The organism is Actinoplanes sp. NPDC051859 (genome assembly GCF_044452725.1).
Taxonomy (GTDB): domain Bacteria; phylum Actinomycetota; class Actinomycetes; order Mycobacteriales; family Micromonosporaceae; genus Actinoplanes.
The window spans coordinates 790,705-809,171 of record NZ_JBITBX010000001.1 but is presented as its reverse complement, the minus strand read 5'-3'; the positions used below and the strand labels follow the sequence as shown (position 1 = coordinate 809,171).

General features: G+C 69.9%; 21 protein-coding genes. 14 read left to right on the top strand and 7 right to left on the bottom strand.

The window, feature by feature from the left end; translation table 11 throughout:
- Positions 1-113: 113 nt before the first annotated feature.
- Positions 114-776, bottom strand: coding sequence for a hypothetical protein (locus ACIA1L_RS03675; protein ID WP_396070916.1), 663 nt, complete (start codon positions 774-776; stop codon positions 114-116).
- A gap of 17 nt (positions 777-793) precedes the next feature.
- On the opposite strand from ACIA1L_RS03675, the gene ACIA1L_RS03670 reads away from it, so the two are divergent.
- On the top strand, positions 794-991 hold the full coding sequence (locus ACIA1L_RS03670; protein ID WP_396070915.1) for a hypothetical protein: 198 nt from the start codon (positions 794-796) through the stop codon (positions 989-991).
- A gap of 18 nt (positions 992-1,009) precedes the next feature.
- On the opposite strand, the gene ACIA1L_RS03665 is transcribed toward ACIA1L_RS03670, so the two are convergent.
- The 3 genes from ACIA1L_RS03665 to ACIA1L_RS03655 all read right to left on the bottom strand — a co-directional run bounded on the left by ACIA1L_RS03665 (position 1,010) and on the right by ACIA1L_RS03655 (position 3,449).
- The gene (locus ACIA1L_RS03665) at positions 1,010-2,065 is read right to left on the bottom strand and encodes an App1 family protein (protein WP_396070914.1); all 1,056 of its coding nucleotides are present in this window, start codon (positions 2,063-2,065) and stop codon (positions 1,010-1,012) included.
- A gap of 112 nt (positions 2,066-2,177) precedes the next feature.
- On the bottom strand, positions 2,178-2,975 hold the full coding sequence (locus ACIA1L_RS03660; RefSeq protein WP_396070913.1) for a hypothetical protein: 798 nt from the start codon (positions 2,973-2,975) through the stop codon (positions 2,178-2,180).
- A 126-nt stretch (positions 2,976-3,101) separates the two neighbouring features.
- A complete protein-coding gene (locus ACIA1L_RS03655; RefSeq protein ID WP_396070912.1) occupies positions 3,102-3,449 on the bottom strand; it encodes a hypothetical protein in 348 nt (115 codons plus the stop codon).
- A 100-nt stretch (positions 3,450-3,549) separates the two neighbouring features.
- Between ACIA1L_RS03655 and ACIA1L_RS03650 the strand changes: the two genes are divergently transcribed.
- The 8 genes from ACIA1L_RS03650 to ACIA1L_RS03615 all read left to right on the top strand — a co-directional run bounded on the left by ACIA1L_RS03650 (position 3,550) and on the right by ACIA1L_RS03615 (position 12,760).
- Positions 3,550-4,383, top strand: coding sequence for an NAD-dependent protein deacetylase (locus tag ACIA1L_RS03650; RefSeq protein ID WP_396070911.1), 834 nt, complete (start codon positions 3,550-3,552; stop codon positions 4,381-4,383).
- Between the two features lie 158 nt (positions 4,384-4,541).
- Positions 4,542-5,564 (top strand): LacI family DNA-binding transcriptional regulator, encoded by a 1,023-nt coding sequence (locus ACIA1L_RS03645; RefSeq protein WP_396070910.1) that lies wholly within the window; start codon positions 4,542-4,544, stop codon positions 5,562-5,564.
- A 50-nt stretch (positions 5,565-5,614) separates the two neighbouring features.
- On the top strand, positions 5,615-7,294 hold the full coding sequence (locus ACIA1L_RS03640) for an ABC transporter substrate-binding protein (protein WP_396070909.1): 1,680 nt from the start codon (positions 5,615-5,617) through the stop codon (positions 7,292-7,294).
- Between the two features lie 69 nt (positions 7,295-7,363).
- Positions 7,364-8,398 (top strand): ABC transporter ATP-binding protein, encoded by a 1,035-nt coding sequence (locus ACIA1L_RS03635; RefSeq protein ID WP_396070908.1) that lies wholly within the window; start codon positions 7,364-7,366, stop codon positions 8,396-8,398.
- Positions 8,395-9,375, top strand: a complete 981-nt coding sequence (locus ACIA1L_RS03630; RefSeq protein WP_396070907.1) for an ABC transporter permease — start codon at positions 8,395-8,397, stop codon at positions 9,373-9,375. The genes ACIA1L_RS03635 and ACIA1L_RS03630 overlap by 4 nt, the downstream gene beginning before the upstream one ends.
- A 3-nt stretch (positions 9,376-9,378) precedes the next feature.
- Positions 9,379-10,386: an ABC transporter permease gene (locus ACIA1L_RS03625; protein ID WP_396070906.1), complete on the top strand. Its 1,008-nt coding sequence runs from the start codon at positions 9,379-9,381 to the stop codon at positions 10,384-10,386.
- Positions 10,383-11,387: an ABC transporter ATP-binding protein gene (locus tag ACIA1L_RS03620; protein WP_396070905.1), complete on the top strand. Its 1,005-nt coding sequence runs from the start codon at positions 10,383-10,385 to the stop codon at positions 11,385-11,387. The genes ACIA1L_RS03625 and ACIA1L_RS03620 overlap by 4 nt, the downstream gene beginning before the upstream one ends.
- Entirely contained in the window at positions 11,384-12,760 is a 1,377-nt protein-coding gene (locus ACIA1L_RS03615) for a GH1 family beta-glucosidase (RefSeq protein ID WP_396070904.1), read from the top strand. The genes ACIA1L_RS03620 and ACIA1L_RS03615 overlap by 4 nt, the downstream gene beginning before the upstream one ends.
- 9 nt (positions 12,761-12,769) lie before the next feature.
- Here the strand turns inward: ACIA1L_RS03615 and map are convergent, their stop codons facing one another.
- A complete protein-coding gene (gene map / locus ACIA1L_RS03610; RefSeq protein ID WP_396070903.1) occupies positions 12,770-13,540 on the bottom strand; it encodes a type I methionyl aminopeptidase in 771 nt (256 codons plus the stop codon).
- 71 nt (positions 13,541-13,611) lie between these two features.
- On the opposite strand from map, the gene ACIA1L_RS03605 reads away from it, so the two are divergent.
- Entirely contained in the window at positions 13,612-13,875 is a 264-nt protein-coding gene (locus ACIA1L_RS03605; protein ID WP_396070902.1) for a helix-turn-helix transcriptional regulator, read from the top strand.
- A gap of 9 nt (positions 13,876-13,884) precedes the next feature.
- Here ACIA1L_RS03605 and ACIA1L_RS03600 read toward each other — a convergent pair whose 3' ends face one another.
- Positions 13,885-15,111: an ROK family protein gene (locus tag ACIA1L_RS03600; RefSeq protein ID WP_396070901.1), complete on the bottom strand. Its 1,227-nt coding sequence runs from the start codon at positions 15,109-15,111 to the stop codon at positions 13,885-13,887.
- 50 nt (positions 15,112-15,161) lie between these two features.
- On the opposite strand from ACIA1L_RS03600, the gene ACIA1L_RS03595 reads away from it, so the two are divergent.
- On the top strand, positions 15,162-15,992 hold the full coding sequence (locus tag ACIA1L_RS03595; RefSeq protein WP_396070900.1) for a class I SAM-dependent methyltransferase: 831 nt from the start codon (positions 15,162-15,164) through the stop codon (positions 15,990-15,992).
- Between the two features lie 55 nt (positions 15,993-16,047).
- On the top strand, positions 16,048-16,257 hold the full coding sequence (locus ACIA1L_RS03590) for a hypothetical protein (RefSeq protein ID WP_396070899.1): 210 nt from the start codon (positions 16,048-16,050) through the stop codon (positions 16,255-16,257).
- Between the two features lie 45 nt (positions 16,258-16,302).
- Here ACIA1L_RS03590 and ACIA1L_RS03585 read toward each other — a convergent pair whose 3' ends face one another.
- Positions 16,303-16,677, bottom strand: coding sequence for a cupin domain-containing protein (locus ACIA1L_RS03585; RefSeq protein ID WP_396070898.1), 375 nt, complete (start codon positions 16,675-16,677; stop codon positions 16,303-16,305).
- 73 nt (positions 16,678-16,750) lie between these two features.
- Here ACIA1L_RS03585 and ACIA1L_RS03580 point away from each other — a divergent pair, with 73 nt between their 5' ends.
- Positions 16,751-17,194, top strand: coding sequence for a MarR family winged helix-turn-helix transcriptional regulator (locus ACIA1L_RS03580; protein ID WP_396070897.1), 444 nt, complete (start codon positions 16,751-16,753; stop codon positions 17,192-17,194).
- Between the two features lie 503 nt (positions 17,195-17,697).
- Positions 17,698-18,147, top strand: a complete 450-nt coding sequence (locus ACIA1L_RS03575) for a hypothetical protein (protein WP_396070896.1) — start codon at positions 17,698-17,700, stop codon at positions 18,145-18,147.
- Positions 18,148-18,467 lie beyond the last annotated feature (320 nt).

Genomic DNA, 18,467 nt, shown 5'->3' with positions numbered 1-18,467 from the left:
CGGCGTAGTGCTGGCCGGAGCGCGCCCGGTTATCGGTCTTGCACCGACCGGAGCGCGCCCGGCCGCAGGCATTGCCCCGACCGAGGAGCGTTCCGAAGTGGACTGTGGGCGCCCTAGGGTGCCGGGTGCCCGTCGGGGATGCTGACGGCGATCTCGGCACCGAGTCGGTAGCCGTCGCACAGCTCCAGCTCGTCGCCGCTCCAGGACCGACCGGGGTCGTACCAGTTGGGTCGACGGTCCCGGGCGAGCAGACCCATGTCCTCGTAGGTCACCGCAACCACCTCGGCGCAATAGGCGAACTCGAGGTCGCCGGGCGACTGCGTGCTCTCCTGCCACGGCAGACGCAGCTGGGGCACCCGGCCGCGCGCCCAGCGCCAGGCGAGCCGGGCGGTGGACGGAAACGGGGTGCCGTCGAGGCGGGCCACCGTCTTCAGTGCCCGGTCCTCCATGTCTTTCGTCACCGGCTGCTCGAGTTGACGAAGCCAGCCGCGCTGGCCGTACCGGTGGGCCCAGACGGTGACGGCGTCCTTCAAATCGTGCAGCTGCACACCGCGCTGGAAGGTGCCGGACCACAGGTCGGGCAGGGATTTGCCCAGCTCGGCGTGCCACATCAGCGGCGGCATGTCCTCGATGACGATAGCCATGCCGACGTGGTTGACCGGGCTGTTGGTCATGGCCTGGATGGCACGGTCCGGGCCGGATCGGCCCCGGAACAGCCAGATGTCACCCGTACGCGTCAGGTCGATGGCCTCTTCGAGACTCAGGTCGGCAACCACGTGTCTATCCTCAGCGAATGCGTTGGTGGAAAGTAGCGGGATTGGCCGGGCTGGCAGGAGTCGCCGCGACCGGGGTGGTGCTGGCGCGCCAGGAGCGGCGCAGGCGGGCGTACACGCCGGACGAGATCCGTGATCGGCTGCATGCCAGGGTCGCCGAGGCCGACAGCGACGGCGGCCCGGCGGCGGTCGACGAGGACGACCGCCCGGTCGACTGACGCCTCGGCGTCCGCGGCTCAGACAACGTCGGTGTCCCGGAGCAGCGACCACAGGCCAGCGCCGTCCGGCGCCGAGAACCAGGTTTTGCCGCCCGAGCCCACCGCTTCCGCGTCGCCCGTCGGGCCGGGGATGGCGCCGGCGAGCACCGCCTGGGTCGGGGACAACCGGCGGATGGCGACCGCGGCGACGTTGTCCGGATGCGCATGCGCGAACTCGGAGTAGATCTCCTGGTCGTGCTGGCCGTCGTCGCCGATGAGCAGCCACCGGATGTCCGGGAACTCCGCGGACAACCGCGCCAGGGTGTTGCGCTTGTGTTCCTGCCCGCTGCGGAACCAGCGGTCCGGCGTCGGCCCCCAGTCGGTGAGCAGCAGCGGGCCGGCGGGGTAGAGATGCCGCGACAGGAAGCGGGTCAGCGTGGGCGCCACGTTCCAGGCGCCGGTCGACAGGTAGAAGACCGGGGCTCCCGGGTTGGCGGTGACCAGCCGTTCGTAGAGCACGGCCATGCCGGGCACGGCCGCGCGGGCATGCTCGTCGAGGACGAAAGTGTTCCAGGCGGCGAGCAGCGGGCGGGGCAGCGCAGTGACCATCACCGTGTCGTCGATGTCGCTGATCAAACCGAACTTCATCGCCGGGTCGACCACCCGGATCGGGGCCTCCACCGGCTCGGCGCCTTCGGTACGCAACCGTACGCAGCCCCAGCCCGGTGCGAGGTCGCCCCGGACCCGGGCATCGACGTAGCCGCTGCGGTCGGTGCGTGTCTCGTGCACCTGACCGCCGATGTCGATCTGCACGGCCGCGTTGTTCACGGGTGTGGTGGTGAAGCTGCGCCACCCGCGGACCTTCTCGCGTCGTTTCGGGGCCGCGGACGGCCGGGTGAGCACGACCCGCGCCATGACGCGCGCCCAACCCGGTGCGCCGTACCCGGTGTACGCGGTGATCACCGGCTGCCAGCCGCGCTGCCGCAGCCGACGCTCGACGACCTCGTGGACGGCGTCCTCGATCCGCGCGGCACGGTGCAGCTGCGGGGCAGCCAGCCGCGGGGTCGGCGGACGGCCCGCCGGGCTTACTGACACTCTTTCAGGCCTCCTGCCCGTTTCACCCGTCAACGCCCCTGTGACGGTACTCGGCCCACCTGAGCCACGTGCCGCAACACCGGCGACACAGCAGGTGATCCACACTGGATGATCAGTGCGCGGGTAGTGCTGTCGCGGGCCGGGCCACCTCGGTCGGGCCGCGTTGCCCGGCGCGTTCCCGAGCCTCGGCAGGGCGGATATCGCGGCCGACGCGCAGCCGCGCATCCAGCGCTTCGGCCCGTAGCCGGCGCAGGGCTGCCGCGGCCTTCTCCATCTCATCCCACGCCGTACGCTCCCGCTCAGTCGCCGTCTGGTACGCCGCGAAGCGGTGTTCCCGGACCGCCGCCCGCACCGCAGCCTCCTGAGCCACGGGGTGCTTCCGGGGATTCCACCCGTTGCGATGCGCGAGCGCCTCGTTGAGCTGATCGATCGACAGCTCCTTGCGCCGGCACGCCTCGACCGCGGTGCGGTGCAGGAAGCGCTCCCGGTCGGCGATTTCGGCGCGGGTCCGGCGTTGCTTGAGGATCGGGAAAGCGGCTGCCGCGGTGCACCGCCGCGCCGTCCGGTCCGCGTCGTCGTACGCGTTCCAGGCCCGGTCGACCTCCTGCTGGGCGCGCTCCCAGGTGGCCCGGCGGCGCTGGACGGTGGCGGCGGTGACCTCGACGGCCCGGGCCAGTTCGTCGGCGTAGCGGTCGACCTCGGGCTCAGCATCGACGGCCCGGCGTGCCGCTCGGCGCGACCCGGCCAAGGCGGGTCTGCGACGCGACCGGGCATGGGCGGGCCTGCGGCGGAGCAGGGCGAAGGCCGGCCCGCGGCGGTCTCGGCGCGGGAGGGCCAGGAGGGCCGCCGCGGCAGCGACGGCGAGCAGCAGGGTCATCCACAGGACAGCAGCGGTTTCCACGGTGGGCACCGGTTTCTCTCGTGGGCGGGAGAGTGCGCTTTCGGTGGGGGGGGAGGGCGTGCAGTGCCGGTCGGGGCCGCCCGCGGGCAGGCGGGGCAGCCCGTGAGTGGCACGGGTTGCAGGACCGGGAGGGTGTTACAGCAGCGGCGGGGCGCGACCGGCGGGCGGGCGCTGGGCCACGCCGCCAGGCTCGGTGCTGTGGTCGCCGAGCCGGCCAGCGCCGGCGTCGGGCACGTCGGCCGAGAACTCGGTCGGTGCGGTTTCCGCGCAGAGCGCAGGGACGGTGGCGGTCCGGACCTGTGGGAGGTCTGCGCAGGCCAGGGCGTCGCCGGTGACGACGGTGAGGGCCGGGGCTGGCGGTGCGGGCGGGCCGGCGAGGGCGGGAGTGGCGAACGCCAGGGCGATCAGCGACAGGCCGGCCAACAATTGCAGCACGCGGCGCCCGTGGAGGAGACGGGTGAGCAGGCGCGCGCCGATCGACACCCGATCAACGTACCGCCAACCGCAGGTCCGTGCACAGATCACATCGACTGAGTGCTTCGTCCCACTCCGGCGGGTGACGGTGGCGAGGGACTATGGCGGGGTGAGACGAGTAGAGGAGCTGGCCGGCTGGGTCGGCGACGGCGGTGTGGTGGCGCTGAGCGGCGCGGGCCTGTCCACCGAGTCGGGCATCCCGGATTACCGCGGCCCGTCCGGTCTGGCGCGGCGGGCTACCCCGATGACCTTTCAGACGTTCACCGGTGATCCGGCGGCGCGGCGGCGCTATTGGGCGCGGAGCCATCTCGGCCTGCGCACGATCAGCGAGGCCCGCCCGAATGCCGGCCATGGCGCGGTGGCTCGGCTGCAGGAGTTGTGCCGGCTCGACGGAATCGTCACTCAGAACGTGGACGGGCTGCATCAGGCCGCGGGCGCGCACGGCGTCGTGGAACTGCACGGCAATCTCGCCGGGATCGTCTGCCTGGACTGTGGCGAGCACAGCGGGCGTGCGGCGCTCACCGAACGACTGGACGCTGCCAACCCAGGTTTCTCGGCCGCCGTGTCCGCGGTCAATCCGGACGGTGACGTGGAGATCGACGAGAGCGGCCTCGCGGACTTCACGGTGGTGGACTGCACGGTGTGCGGTGGCATGCTCAAGCCGGATGTCGTCTTCTTCGGGGAGACGGTGCCGCCCGAGCGGGTCAGTCGGGCTTTCGCGCTCGTCGCCGGCGCTCGGACGCTGCTCGTTCTCGGCTCGTCGCTGACGGTGATGTCTGGTCGGCGGTTTGTGCTGCGGGCGGCGAAGGACGGCATCCGAGTAGCGATCGTCAACCAGGGCGTGACCCGCGGGGAGCCGTACGCGGATCTGGTGGTGGACGGCGCGTTGGGGCAGGTGCTGCCGGAGATCGTTCGGCGCGTCGAAGGAGTGACCGTCCAATAACGACTGAGTGTCGGCGCGGTTACGGTTCGAGACCTGAATAAAGGCGACCCCGCGTTGACGTGACGACGGTCACCAATGTTTACTTCCGGAACCGCTCCCGAAACCGGTTCCGTACCGACGCTGCGTCGTGCCCGGAGCCTGCCACCGAAAGAGGATCCGTGCCGATCACCATCGCCGACGTCGCCGCCCGCGCCCAGGTCAGCAAGACCACGGTGTCCCGGGTGCTCAACGGCAAGGGTGAGCTGGACGCATCCACCGCGGCCCGGGTCCGCGCGGTCATCGACGAGCTCGGTTACGTGCCGAGCTCCCGGGCGGTCGGGCTGGCCCGGGGCCGGACCCGGGTGGTCGGTGTGCTGGTGCCCTCGCTCACCTGGCCGTGGATCGGCGAAGTGCTGCAGGGGGCGGTCGACGTGCTCGAGACCGAGCGGTACGGCCTGCTGCTCTTCACCTGCAACCGCGGCGAGGAGTCGATGCGGCAGTTCGCCGCGCAGGTCTCGGCCAAGAGCTTCGACGGCCTGTTGGTGATCGAGCCGGAGGGCACCCTCGACTTCATCGCCGGCCTGCACGCCCGCGGCCTGCCGGTCGTGCTGATCGACGACCGCGACGTCCAGCCCGGACAGATCCCGAGCGTGGGCACGACCCACTTCACCGGCGCCGGGTCAGCCGCCCGGCACCTGCTGGACCTCGGCCGGACCCGGCCGCTGGTCATCGCGGGCCCGGCGCACTTCGGCTGCACGGTCCAGCGGCTCGCCGGTTTCGCCACCGAATACGCCGAAGCCGGCCACCCCATCCCACCGGAACACGTGCTCCCGGGGGACTTCACCATCGCGTGCGGTGCCGATGCCGTCACCGCAGCTCTCGCGGCCGGCCTCGACTTCGACGCGATCTTCGCCCACAACGACCTCTCCGCCACCGGCGCGCTGCGGGCCGTCCTGGACAGCGGCCGGCGCATCCCGCAGGACGTGGCGGTCGTCGGCTTCGACGACATTCCGCTGGCGGCACACACCCAACCGCCGCTCAGCACCGTGCACCAGCCGTTGCGCGAGATGGGCGAGGCCGCGGCCCGCACGCTGCTCGCCCACTTCGAGGGCACACCCTTGCCCAACCGGCCGACCGTCATTCCCGCCACCTTCATGGCCCGCGCCTCCACCGGCGCGGGTGTGGTCACCGCCACCGCGTGACGCGGACACCCCCTCCCACCCCTGAACCGCAGTACCCCGAGGAGATCCCAATGCAGAGACGGACCTTGTTCGCTGCCGCCGTGGCGGGCGTACTCGCCACAGGCGGGCTCACCGCATGCGGTGACTCCCCGAATGCGGGTAACCGCAACGCCGGTGGCGGCAGCTTCCTCACCGTCGGCATGCCGAACGGCCCGCAGACGGAGAACCACAACCCGTTCCTCACCACGTCGGCGGCCTGGTCGCTCGGCTACCGGTGGATGATCTACGAGCCGCTGCTGATGTGGAACCCGGTGAAGCCGGCGGAGCCGTCCAAGCCGTGGCTCGCCACCGGTGCCGAGTGGACGTCGGACTACAAGAAGGTGACGATCACCGTCCGCGACAACGCCACCTGGTCGGACGGGCAGAAGGTCACCGGCGCCGACGTCGCGTTCACCTTCCAGTTAGCCAAGGACAACGAGGCGATCAACACGGCCGCCACGCCGTACGAGGCGATCTCGGCGAACGGCAACACCGTGACCGTGACGTTCACCCGGTCGATGTTCGTCTACAAGGACAAGTGGCTGGGCCAGTCGCCGATCGTGCCCAAGCACATCTGGGAGAAGGTCGCCGACCCCAGCAAGGACGCGAACAAGAACCCGGTGGGCTCCGGGCCGTACACGCTGAAGTCCTTCACCCCGCAGACCACGACGGTCTCGGTGCGGACCGAGGGCTACTGGCAGGCACTGCCGCAGGTGAAGGAGCTGCGCTACACGTCGTACACGGACAACAACGCGCAGACGACGGCGCTGGCGGACGGGTCCAACGAGTGGAGTTTCGTCTTCATCCCCAACTACAAGACGGTCTTCATCGGCAAGAACCCGGAGCACTACAAGGTATGGGCGCCGCCGGTGCTCGGCGTGCACGGCCTCTTCTTCAACACCGCGAACAAACCGTTCGACGACCCCAGGCTGCGCCAGGCGGTGAACCTGGTCGTCAACCGCGAGGACATCTTCCAGCAGGCCGAGGGCGGCTACTTCCACCCGCTGATCGACAGCGTGACCGGCCTGCCGTCGCCCGCCGGTGACGCGTTCATCGCCCCGGAGTTCCAGGGCAAGAAGCACGCCGTCGATGTGGCCGCGGCGAAGAAACTGCTGGCCGAAGCGGGCTACAAACTCGAAGGCGGCACGCTGAAGGACCCGGGCGGCAACCCGGTCACGCTGGACCTGACCGACCCGAGCGGCTGGTCCGACTACCAGACCTCGCTGGAGATTGTGAAGAGCAACCTCGCCGAGATCGGCATCGCGGCCACCGTCGACAAGGCCAACCAGGACGCCTGGTTCCGCAACGTCGAAGAGGGCAAATTCGGTGCCACCGTACGGTGGACGAACGGCGGCTCGACGCCCTACGACATCTACCAGACGGTGATGGACGGCAAGCTGCTCAAGCCGATCGGCACCGCGGCACCGGGCGGCAACTTCGGCCGGTTTTCCAACGCCCCGGCGACCGCAGCGCTGGAGGCGTACGCCAACGCCACCACCGAAGCCGCTCGCAGCGACGCTCTGCGTACGGTGCAGAAGATCTTCGTCGAGCAGGTGCCGATGATCCCGTTGGGCGCGGACAACGTCGGCATGGCATACAGCACGAAGAACTGGGTCGGCTGGCCCGACGACAGCAACCCGTACGGCGCCGGGCAGCCCAACCAGCCCAACGCGATCGACGTCGTCCTGCACCTCAAGCCCGCCGGTTCCTGACCCGCGACCGCCGCCCCCGGCCCCACCCGGGGGCGGCCCGCGGAACTCCCCTCTGCGAAGGAATCCCCCATGACGTCGGACCCCGACGAGGTGGTGCTGGAGGCTGTCGGCCTCACCAAGCACTTTCCCGTCCGTCGCAAGCTGCGTGACCTGTGGCGGCGGGAACAGGAGGCAGTGCACGCCGCCGACGACGTGAGCCTGACGTTACGGCGCGGCCGGGTGGTCGCCCTGGTCGGCGAGTCCGGCTCGGGCAAGTCCACCGTCGCGCGGCTGCTGGCCCAGCTCTATCCGCGCACCGGTGGGGACATTCGGCTGCACGGGAAATCGACAAAGGTCAAGGGCGGCAGGCAGTTCCGGGCGTACGTGCGCCGAGTCCAGCTGATCTTCCAGGATCCGTTCGCCTCACTGAATCCGGTGCACACCGTGCGCTACCACCTGACCCGGTCGCTGCGGATCCACGGCAACGCCGGGAAGACGGCGGCGGATCTCGATGCGGCGCTCGCCGGGTTGCTCACCCGAGTCAGCCTTACGCCACCGGAGCAGTACCTCGACAAATTTCCGCATGAGCTGTCCGGCGGCCAGCGCCAGCGCGTCGCCATCGCCCGCGCACTCGGGGCGAATCCGGAAGCACTGCTCGCGGACGAACCGGTGTCCATGTTGGACGTCTCGATCCGGCTGGGCGTGCTCAACCTGCTGCGCGATCTGAAGGAACGGCTCGACCTCGCGATCCTCTACATCACCCACGACATTGCGTCGGCACGTTACTTCGCCGACGAAACCCTGGTCATGTACGCGGGCCGCATGGTCGAGGGCGGCACCAGCGAAGACGTCACCCAGGCGCCGGCGCACCCGTACACCAAGCTGTTGATCGACTCGGCGCCCGACCCGGACCGCATCCACAGCTTGCGCCCGGACACCGCCGACCGCGGCAACGGCGAGGCGCCCAGCCTGATCCGACCCCCGGCCGGGTGTCGCTTCCACCCGCGCTGCCCGAAGGCCATGCCGCGGTGTGCCACCGACCTGCCGACGCGGTTCGAGATCGGCGATTCGCCCGGCCATTGGGCGGCCTGCTGGCTCTACGATCCCGCGGGGGCCGGGCAATGAGATATCTGCTGCAGCGGCTGCTGTTCTACGTCTTCACCGCGTGGGCCGCGATCACCCTCAATTTCTTCATCCCGCGGATGATCCCGGGCGACCCGGTGCAGGCCCTGATGGCCCGCCACCAGGGGCAGATGAACAGCGATGCGGTCCACTCCATCTACGTGCTGTTCGGGCTCGACAAGGACGCGGGCCTCTGGGACCAGTACGTCGACTACTGGCAACAGCTCTTCCGCGGCGATCTGGGCCTGTCGTTTACCGCGTTCCCCGCCCAGGTGTCCGAGGTGATCTCCGATGCGCTGCCCTGGACCGTGGCGCTGGTCGGCATCACCACGATCATCAGCTTCCTGCTCGGCACCGGGCTGGGCGTGCTGGCCGGGTGGCGGCGCGGGTCCTGGGTTGACGGGTTGCTGCCCACCACGACGTTCCTGTCGTCCATCCCGTACTTCTGGCTCGGCCTGCTGGCGATCTACCTGCTCGCCGGGCCGGGAAGTTTCTTCCCGTCGTCCGGCGGCTTCGAGCCCGGCCTCGTGCCGGCCTGGGACCAGTACTTCATTCCGAGCGCGATCCAGCACAGCCTGTTGCCCGCGCTGACGATCCTCATCTCGTCGGTCAGCGGCTGGATTCTGAGCATGCGCAACATGATGGTGACGGTCGCGGCCGAGGACTACATCACCGTCGCGCACGCCAAAGGTCTGCCCGAGCGGCGGGTCGCGCTGGGCTACGCAGCCCGCAACGCGTTGCTGCCCAACGTTTCCGGCTTCGCGCTGGCGCTCGGCTTCATCGTCGGTGGCACGCTGCTGGTGGAAATCGTCTTCTCGTATCCGGGGCTGGGCTTCCTGCTGTTCCGCGCGGTCGGGGCCAAGGACTACCCGCTGATGCAGGGCATCTTCCTGGTCATCACGCTCTCGGTGCTGGTGGCGAACCTCGTCGCCGACCTCGCCTACCTGGCGCTCGATCCCCGCACTCGGAAGGAGGGCTGATCCGTGGCATCCTCGCAGCGGTTCCGGTTCGCCGCCAACGCCAAGGCGGCCACCGGCCTCGTCCTGCTCGGCGGTTACGTCCTGCTCGCCGTCATCGGACCGTGGATCGCACCGTACGACCCGGACGCGCGCGGCCCCGAGCTGGTGGCGCCACCCTCGGCCGAGCACTGGTTCGGCACGACGCACCTCGGGCAGGACGTGTTCAGCCAGGTGCTCGTCGGCACCCGCGGCGTCATGCTCGTCGGGCTGACCGCCGGGGCGCTCGCCACCGTGCTCGCCGTCCTGGTCGGGGTGACCGCGGGCTATCTCGGCGGCGGCTGGGATGACAGCCTGTCCGCCCTTTCCAACGTCTTCCTGGTCATCCCGGCGCTGCCCCTGATCATCATCGTGACAGCGGCCGCACCCGGCGGCGGCGACACCCTGGTCGCATTGATCATCGGGCTCACGTCGTGGGCCTGGGGTGCCCGGGTGCTGCGGGCACAAACCCTGTCGCTGCGCCGCCGCGACTACATCGAGGCGTCCCGGGCCACCGGCGAAAGTACCTGGCGGATCATCGGCTTCGAAATCCTGCCGAACCTCACCGCGATCATCGCCTCCGGCTTCGTCGGCACGGTCATCTTCGCGGTCACCTCCGAGATCACCCTTGCCTTCATCGGCATCGGCACGGTGTCCGAATGGAACTGGGGCACGATCCTGTTCTGGGCGCAGAGCCAGCAAGCCCTCGCCCAGGGCGCGTGGTGGTGGTTCGTCCCCGCCGGCCTCGCCATCGCGCTGCTCGGCACCGCCCTCGCACTGATCAACTTCGGCATCGACGAGTTCGTCAGCCCGCGCCTGCGCAGCGCCGGCAAGACCACCGTCAAGACCGCCTCCGGCCGCACCGTACGCATGCGCGTCGGCTTCACCCCGGTCCTCAGCAACTCCCCCGCCCCGCACACCCATGCCAAGCCGATCCCCGCGATCACCACCGCGACCGCCACCCCGGTGCACCGCAGCAAGGAGGCGACGCAGTGACCGGCGCACCCGTCCTGGAAATCACCAACCTCAACGTCGGATACGGACTCGGCGAGCACGCCGTCCGGGCCGTCCGCGACGTCAACCTCACCGTGCACCGCGGCGAAGTGCTCGGCCTGGCCGGCGAATCCGGCTCCGGCAAGTCCACCCTCGCGTACGGCCTCACCCGGCTCCTCGCCCCACCCGGCGTCATCACCGGCGGCACTGTCGTCTATCACCCCGCCGACGGCGAGCCGTACGACGTCCTCGAACTGGACGACGTGGGCTTGCGCAAGTTTCGGTGGGCGCAGACGGCGATCGTGTTCCAGGGGGCGATGAACTCGCTCAACCCCGTACACAGAATCTCCGCGCAGTTGACCGATGTCCTGGCCGCCCACGAGCCGACGACGTCCGCCGCGCAGCGCACCGCACGGGCGCGGGAAATGCTGAAACTGGTGGGCATCTCGTCGGACCGGATGGACGCCTATCCGCACCAACTCTCCGGCGGCATGCGACAACGGGTGATGATCGGCATGGCGCTGATCCTGCAACCCCAGGTGGTCATCATGGACGAGCCGACCACCGCGCTCGATGTGGTGATGCAGCGGCAGATCCTCGGCCAACTCATCGACCTGCGCGAACGGCTCGGCTTCTCGGTCATCTTCATCACCCACGACCTGTCGCTGCTCGTGGAGTTCTCCGACCGCATCGCCATCATGTACGGCGGCCGCATCGTCGAAGAGGCACCGGCCGCCGTGCTGTATCAGGACTCCCTGCACCCGTACAGTGCGGGGCTGCTCGGCTCGTTTCCGGCCCTGCGCGGCCCACGGCGCGAACTCACCGGCATCCCCGGCTCCCCACCCGACCTGCGGGGCATGCCGTCCGGCTGCTCGTTCCACCCGCGCTGCCCGAAAGCGTTCGACCCCTGCGCCGCGAACATTCCCGTGCTGGGCAATCCGGGCGGGGGCGGGCGAACAGTCGCGTGCTGGCTCCATCCCGTCCTCTCGTGGGGAGAAGTATGAAACCCGTCGCGTTCCCCGCCTCATTCCGTTGGGGCGTCGCCACCTCGGCCTACCAGATCGAGGGCGCTGTCGCCGAAGATGGCCGCACACCGTCCATTTGGGACACTTTCTGCCGGGTGCCCGGCGCAGTCCGCGACGGCGACCACGGTGACGTCGCCTGCGACCATTACCACCGCATGCCGCAGGACGTGGCACTGATCAAAAGCCTCGGCGTGGACACCTACCGGTTCTCGGTCGCGTGGCCGCGAGTGCAGCCGGGCGGGCGCGGACCCGTCAATCCGGCCGGCATCGCCTTCTACGACCGGCTCACCGACGAGCTGCTCGACGCGGGCGTGGAGCCGTGGGTGACGCTCTATCACTGGGACCTCCCCCAGGAACTCGAAGACGCCGGGGGCTGGCCGCACCGGGACACCGCGCACCGGTTCGCCGACTACGCGATGCTGGTCTTCGACCGGCTCAGCGACCGGGTCGGCACCTGGACCACTCTCAACGAGCCGTGGTGCTCGGCCTGGCTGGGCTATCAAGCCGGGGTGCACGCTCCCGGCCGCCGCGACCTCGGCGCCGCCGTCGCCGCCGTCCACCATCTGCTGCTCGGCCACGGGCTCGCCACCCAGCGCATGCGCGCGGCAGCCATCCGCGAACACACCTTCGGTATCACCCTCAACCTCGGCACCGCCGACCCGGCCACGGACGCCCCCGCGGACCACGCTGCCGCCCGCCGCGCTGACGGGATGGGGCTACGCGTCTTCCTGGACCCGCTCCGCAAAGGCACGTATCCGCAGGACGTGCTGGACGACCTCGCTGAGCAGGGCGCCGAGCTGCCCAGCCGGGACGGCGACCTCGACACCATCGCCACTCCACTCGACGTGCTGGGCGTCAACTTCTACTTCGGCCAAGACTTCAGCGGCACCGACGAGCAAGGCAGCAGCACCGGCGTCGACGGCCACCCCGTCGTCCGCCAGGTGCCGCTCGACCGGCCGCGCACCGCGATGGACTGGCCGATCACGCCGGAGCGGCTCACCCGGCTGCTGGTGCGACTCCACGAGGACTACCCCGGTCTGCCGATCGTCATCACCGAGAACGGTGCGGCGTTCGACGACGCCGCCGACGACGCCGGCTTCGTGTCCGACGAGAACCGGACGGCGTACCTGGCTGATCACATCGCGGCGGTCGCGGCGGCGCGCGAGCAGGGCGCCGACATCCGCGGCTACTTCGCGTGGTCCCTCATGGACAACTTCGAGTGGGCGGAGGGCTACGCGAAACGTTTCGGCATTGTGCACGTCAACTACGCCACCCAGCAGCGTACGCCGAAACGCTCCGCCCTCTGGTTCCGTGACCTGATCGCCCACCACCGCGGCAGCGCCTCGGGATGAGGATCTCCCCTATCGCGGCGCGGTGAGGATCTCGGCGCCGGATTCGGTGATGGCGATGGTGTGCTCGCTGTGGGCGGTGCGGCAGCCGGTGGCGCTGCGCAAGGTCCAGCCGTCCTTGTCGGTGATGAGCTTGTCGGTGTCCGCCATGATCCAGGGTTCGAGGGCGAGCAGGAGGCCGGGACGCAGGGTGAAGCCGCGACCGGGGCGGCCGATGTTGGCGATGTGCGGATCCTGGTGCATGGTCGTCCCGACGCCGTGTCCGCCGAACTCGGTGTTCACGGAGTAGCCCGCCTCGGTGAGGACCGTGCCGATGGCGTGCGAAAGGTCGCCGACCCGGGCTCCCGGGCACGCCGCGGCAATGCCGGCGCGGAGGGCGCGTTCGGTCACGTCGATCAGGGCGAGACTCTCCGCGGGCTGTGCTTCGCCCACGATGAAGCTGATGGCCGAGTCGGCGACGAGGCCCTGCTGGGAAACGGCGAGGTCGAGGCTCAGCAAGTCGCCGTCGACGAGCGCATAGTCATGCGGCAGCCCGTGCAGCACGGCGTCGTTGACCGAGGTGCAGATGTAGTGGCCGAACGGCCCGCGACCAAACGCGGGCGCGTAGTCGACGTAACTGGACTTCCCGCCCGCCTCGAGGATCATCGCCTTGGCCCACTGATCGATCTCCAGCAGGTTGGTGCCGACCGCGGTGCGGCTCTTCAGGGTCTGCAAGATGTGGGCGACCAGGGCGCCGGCCGCCCGCGCGCGGGGCAGGTCGGCGGCTTCCAGGATCTCGATCATGCGGTCGTCACTCCTGCTTCCTGCTCCCAATAAGTATCCCGGCCATATTATCCCGGTACTAGAATCGGCACATGGTCAGGTTGCCCCTCACTGCCGAAGAGGTCGAACGCGGACAGCGGCTCGGCGCGCTCCTCCGCCGTGCCCGGGGGCAGCGATCGATGCTCGGCACCGCTCTCGACGCCGGAGTCTCGCCGGAGACCCTGCGCAAGATCGAATCCGGCCGGGTCGCCACCCCGGCCTTTTCCACCATCGCCGCCATCGCCGACGTGCTCGACCTGTCCCTCGACGACGTGTGGGCACAAATCAACCAATCCAGCGAGCAACTGGCCTCATAAGGTATCGAATCAGCGGCTGCGGCCGCGACGGTACGCTGGGCCGGGTGGCAGACCGCCGTCCGCGAGCAGTCGGGCGATGGGCAGGGTGGCTGCACCCATGGCGACCGCATCCGGGCCGAGCTGGCACAGGTCAACACCGGTCCGCGAATACGGGTGTCGTAACGCGTGCCGGGCCACTGCCGCACGGATCTCGGCGAGGAACCGCTCCCCCAGCGCCAGACCCGCCGGCCCGCCCAACACGATCCGTTCCGGCGAGAACAGGTTGACCAGACCCGCGATCCCGGCACCGAGGTAGTCGACGGTTTGCCGGACGACGGCCGCCGCCGGCTCGGGGATCGGGTCCTCGGCCAACACCCGCGCCAACAACTGCGGTGCCGCGTCCTGGCCGGTCGCCTCGGCCAGCCGACCGGCGATCCGGTCTGCGCCGATGTACGCCTCCAGACAGCCCCGGGCACCACATCGACACAGCTCCCCGCCGTACATGAGGGGGGTGTGGCCCCATTCGCCGGCGTTGCTGTAGGCGCCGCGGTGGCCGCGACCGTCCAGGACGACCGCGGCCCCGGCGCCCGTGCCGACCAGGACGATGACGGCGTGCCGGGCCCCGCGTCCGGCGCCGAACCACATCTCGGCCCGGCCGACAGCCTGGGCGCCGTTTTCCACCTGGACCGGCACGTCGGTGCCGGCACGCAGCAACGCTCCCAGTGGCACGGCATCCCAGCCGGTGGGTTGCGAATGCACAACACCGTCCGGGTCCACCACCCCGGAGACACCCACGCCCATGCCGAGCACCTCGCTCAGCGCTACTCCGGACTCGGCGACGGCCGCTGTCAGCCCGGCGAGCACCTGCTGCACAGCGATCGTCGGGTCGGGCACGCCTCGGGCCGCGGAACCGGCGGGCAGCGGGTACCGCACGACGGCCAACCGGGACATCGCCAGGTCATAAAGCTCGACGATCACCTCGGAAGCGCTGACGTCGGCGCCCGCGACGTACCCGTAGTGGGGGGCGACGCGCAGCAACACTCGCGGCCGGCCGCCGTCCGAGCCGACCAGACCGGCTTCCTCCACCAGCCCCTCGTCGATCATCTCGCCGATGAGGTTGCTGACGCTCGCCTGGCTCAGCGCCGTGGTGGCCCCGAGCTCCTGCCGGCTCTGCCGCCCACCGTGGAAGAGGTCGGTGAGCAGGCTGGCCCGGTTGGCGCGGCGCACGTCCCGCACGGTTGTCCGCTTGGCTTCCACGGGCGATATTCTGCGCGTGACCGACGGGTACTGCTATACGGTCGGGCCTCGTGACCGATTACCGCGCTGTCAATCGCGCCAATTGGGATGAACGCGCTCCCGTCCACGCCGCTTCGCCCGATTACCGGGTTGCCGATTTCATCCGAGATCCGGCGCACCTGAGCGACGTGGTGACGTTCGACCTGCCACTGCTCGGCGACATTCGCGGCATGCGTGGCCTGCACCTGCAATGCCACATCGGCACCGACACCGTGTCGCTGGCCCGGCTGGGCGCGACCATGACCGGGCTCGATTTCTCGGCGGCCAGCATCGCCGAGGCACGCAAGCTGGCGGAACGGTCCGGCACGCCGGTCGACTTCGTCGAATCCGATGTGTACGGCGCTGCGGACGTACTCAAAGCAGGCTCCTTCGATCTGGTCTTCACAGGGATCGGCGCGATCGGCTGGCTCCCGGACATCCGCCAGTGGGCACGGGTGGTGGCGACGCTGCTGCGGCCGGGCGGACGGTTGTTCATCCGCGAGGGCCATCCGGTGCTGTGGGCGCTGCAGGACGATCGCGAGGACGGCCTGCTGGTGCTCGACTTCGACTATTTCGAGCACGAGGCACCGCTGGTGTGGGACGAGGACGGCACCTACGTCGAGACGGACCACTCGTTCGAGCACACGACCACCCACTCGTGGAACCACGGCATGGGCGAGATCGTCACGGCTCTCCTGGAAGCGGGCATGACGGTCACCGGCCTGGTCGAGCACGACTCCGTGCCCTGGGAGGCCCTGCCGGGTGCGATGACGAAGCTGCCCGGCGGCGAGTGGCAGCTCACCGACCGGCCGCGGCGGCTGCCGCACACCTACACCCTGCAGGCGGTCCGCACGGCCGTTTAGAGATCAACGGGTCTGGGGTATCTGCCGGGCATCCCCCACCTATGAGGAGCCCCCGATGCGCGCAGGATCGATCGGCGGAATCATCGTCGTCCTTTGGCTCGTGCTCGGCGCCGTCGCCGCGTTCGAGCGTGGTTACTTCAAGGACACCGGCGACACCAGCTGTGCCGAGGCGGGCACAGTCATGGTGACGGTGGTGGCCGGACCGCTGAACTGGCTCGGGGTCAACCCGAAGCTGACCTGCGACATCCCGGAGCCGTCGAAGTAACAGTTGTGCCGCGGCGGGCCGCCCGCGGGCGGCCCGCCCACGAGATCAGGCAGCCCAGGGCGGGCTGATCTCGGTGCCGTCGGCAAGGGTGGCCTTCAGCCCCGCGCTGGTGGTGACCCACGCCTTCGCCGTGGCACCGCCGGTGTTGTCGATGGCGAACTGCGCCCCGGCCGGCACGAACGCGGCCTCACCGGCGCGCACAGTCGCCCGCTCGCCGTTGATGGTCGTGGTGACCTCTCCCGCCAGGATGAACAGCACCTCTTCCTTGCTGACCTGGTGCGGCGCGCCGATGGTGCCATCGGCGATCTCCAGCCGCCAGGCGCTGAGCTCCTGACTCCCCCGCGACGGTGCCACGTAGGAGTGGAAGGTTGCGCCGTGCATGCGGTGCTCGACGGCGTCCTGCTCGCGAATAACAGCCATGATCTGTCTCCCCTTTGGTCAACTTGCTTGACCATATAGTCCAGCAGCTTGACCAATCTGTCAAACTGGGTCGGTGGACAGAAGCCTTCTCGACCTGCCGGTGCTGCTGCTGAGTGCCACCCGCGCCCTGGTAGACGGCATTGACGCCGGCGTACGCGCCCGCGGCTTCACCGACCTACGCCCCGCCCACGGCTTCGCCTTCGCGCGGATCGCCGGCGGCGGCGCCACGGTCATGCAGCTCGCCGAGCACCTCGGTGTCACCAAACAGGCAGCCAGCCAGATGGTCGACGAACTGACCCGCAAGGGCTACGTCGACCGCCATCCCCACCCGGACGACGCCCGCGCCAAGCTCATCGTCCTCACTGAGAAGGGGTGGGCCTGCACCCGCGCCGCCGACGAGGCGTCCGCGGACATTCTGCGCCCCTGGGCAGATGCGCTCGGCCCGGAACGAGTGGCCGCCCTTCGCCACGATCTGGCGCGGCTCGCCGTGCCGGGCCGAATGCGCCCGGTCTGGTAGGTCGGCACCTCGCCCGCCGGACCGTTGCCGCACACGGCGGCCAGCCAGACCGTTGCCGCGCCCGGCGGCCGGCCAGATCGTTGCCGCGCACGGCGGCCACCCCGCACGGCCCGCTCGACGCCGCCCACCGCTTTCCTAACCACCGCCCAACCGATGCTGACGGCCGACGTCGTTCGCCGCCGCTTCGACATAGCCGGCGTGGTCCACACCCGACCATCGAGGTAGCACAAAGTGAATGACGTCACGCTCACGGTGACCGAGATGCACCCTCGAGGGCCCGCGAGCAGGCATTCGTTTGGCAACTCCGCGCGGCCGGTTGCCCGATCGGGCAGCGGCGACTTGACCGGCCGTACACACATGTTCTTGGATCTTGCACGCACCGTCAGATGGGCACAACCCACAGCAAGCGTCCTCTGTGTACCAGCGGAGATCGCCGCCAACGGTGATTCGCACCAATCCCACTCCGCCCGATCGGCGGAGCCACGTATATGCAAAGGAACGCCATGAAGTCTCTCGTCGCCCGCACTTCGGTCATCGTCGCGATGACCGGCATCGCCCTCGGTGTCGCCGCCGGCCCCGCCGCCGCCGCCGACAACGAGTTCCAGCTCGACATCAAGAACGCCAAGGACCGCATCGTCGTCAGCGCGTACGGCACCTACGACCGGATGATGAGCATCCCGGAGCGCCCGGTGCCCCCGGTCCGCGTCAGCGGCACCCTGGCCGTCAACGCCGACAAGTGCGGCGTCGTCCAGATCGCCTACAACGCCCCGACGGACGCTCTCGCCTGGAACACCGTCGGCAAGCTCTGCGGCAAGGGCAAGACCAACTACACCGCCACCGCCAACCTGCTGCGCGGCGGCTTCCAGCCCGGCCTGCGCCTGTGCGCCGGCACCAGCGTGAAGAAGGCCGAGAAGGGCGCCAACTGCGAGTACTTCACCCCCGCCGCCGGCTGATCACCGGTTCCCTGATTCCGGGGAAAACCAGGCCGCCGAGCCCCGCCCGACCACCCCGCGGGCGGACTCGGCGGCCTGTTCGCGCTGCGATCCCTCGCCCGCCTGATCCTCGGCGTCCAGTTCGACACCCTCGACCTCGCTGTATACGCGGCAGGCATCCTGTCACCGGTAGCCGTCCAACCTCGTCGTCCGCCGCCTCACCGGCACGCCAACCCGAGCGGGGCAGCTCGGGACGGCCGCGTGCGGCACTCCCTCGGACGCCTCCCCGGAATCCCGGGCGCGGGCCGCCTCGTTCGACCCGCACCCGGATAGGTCGCCGC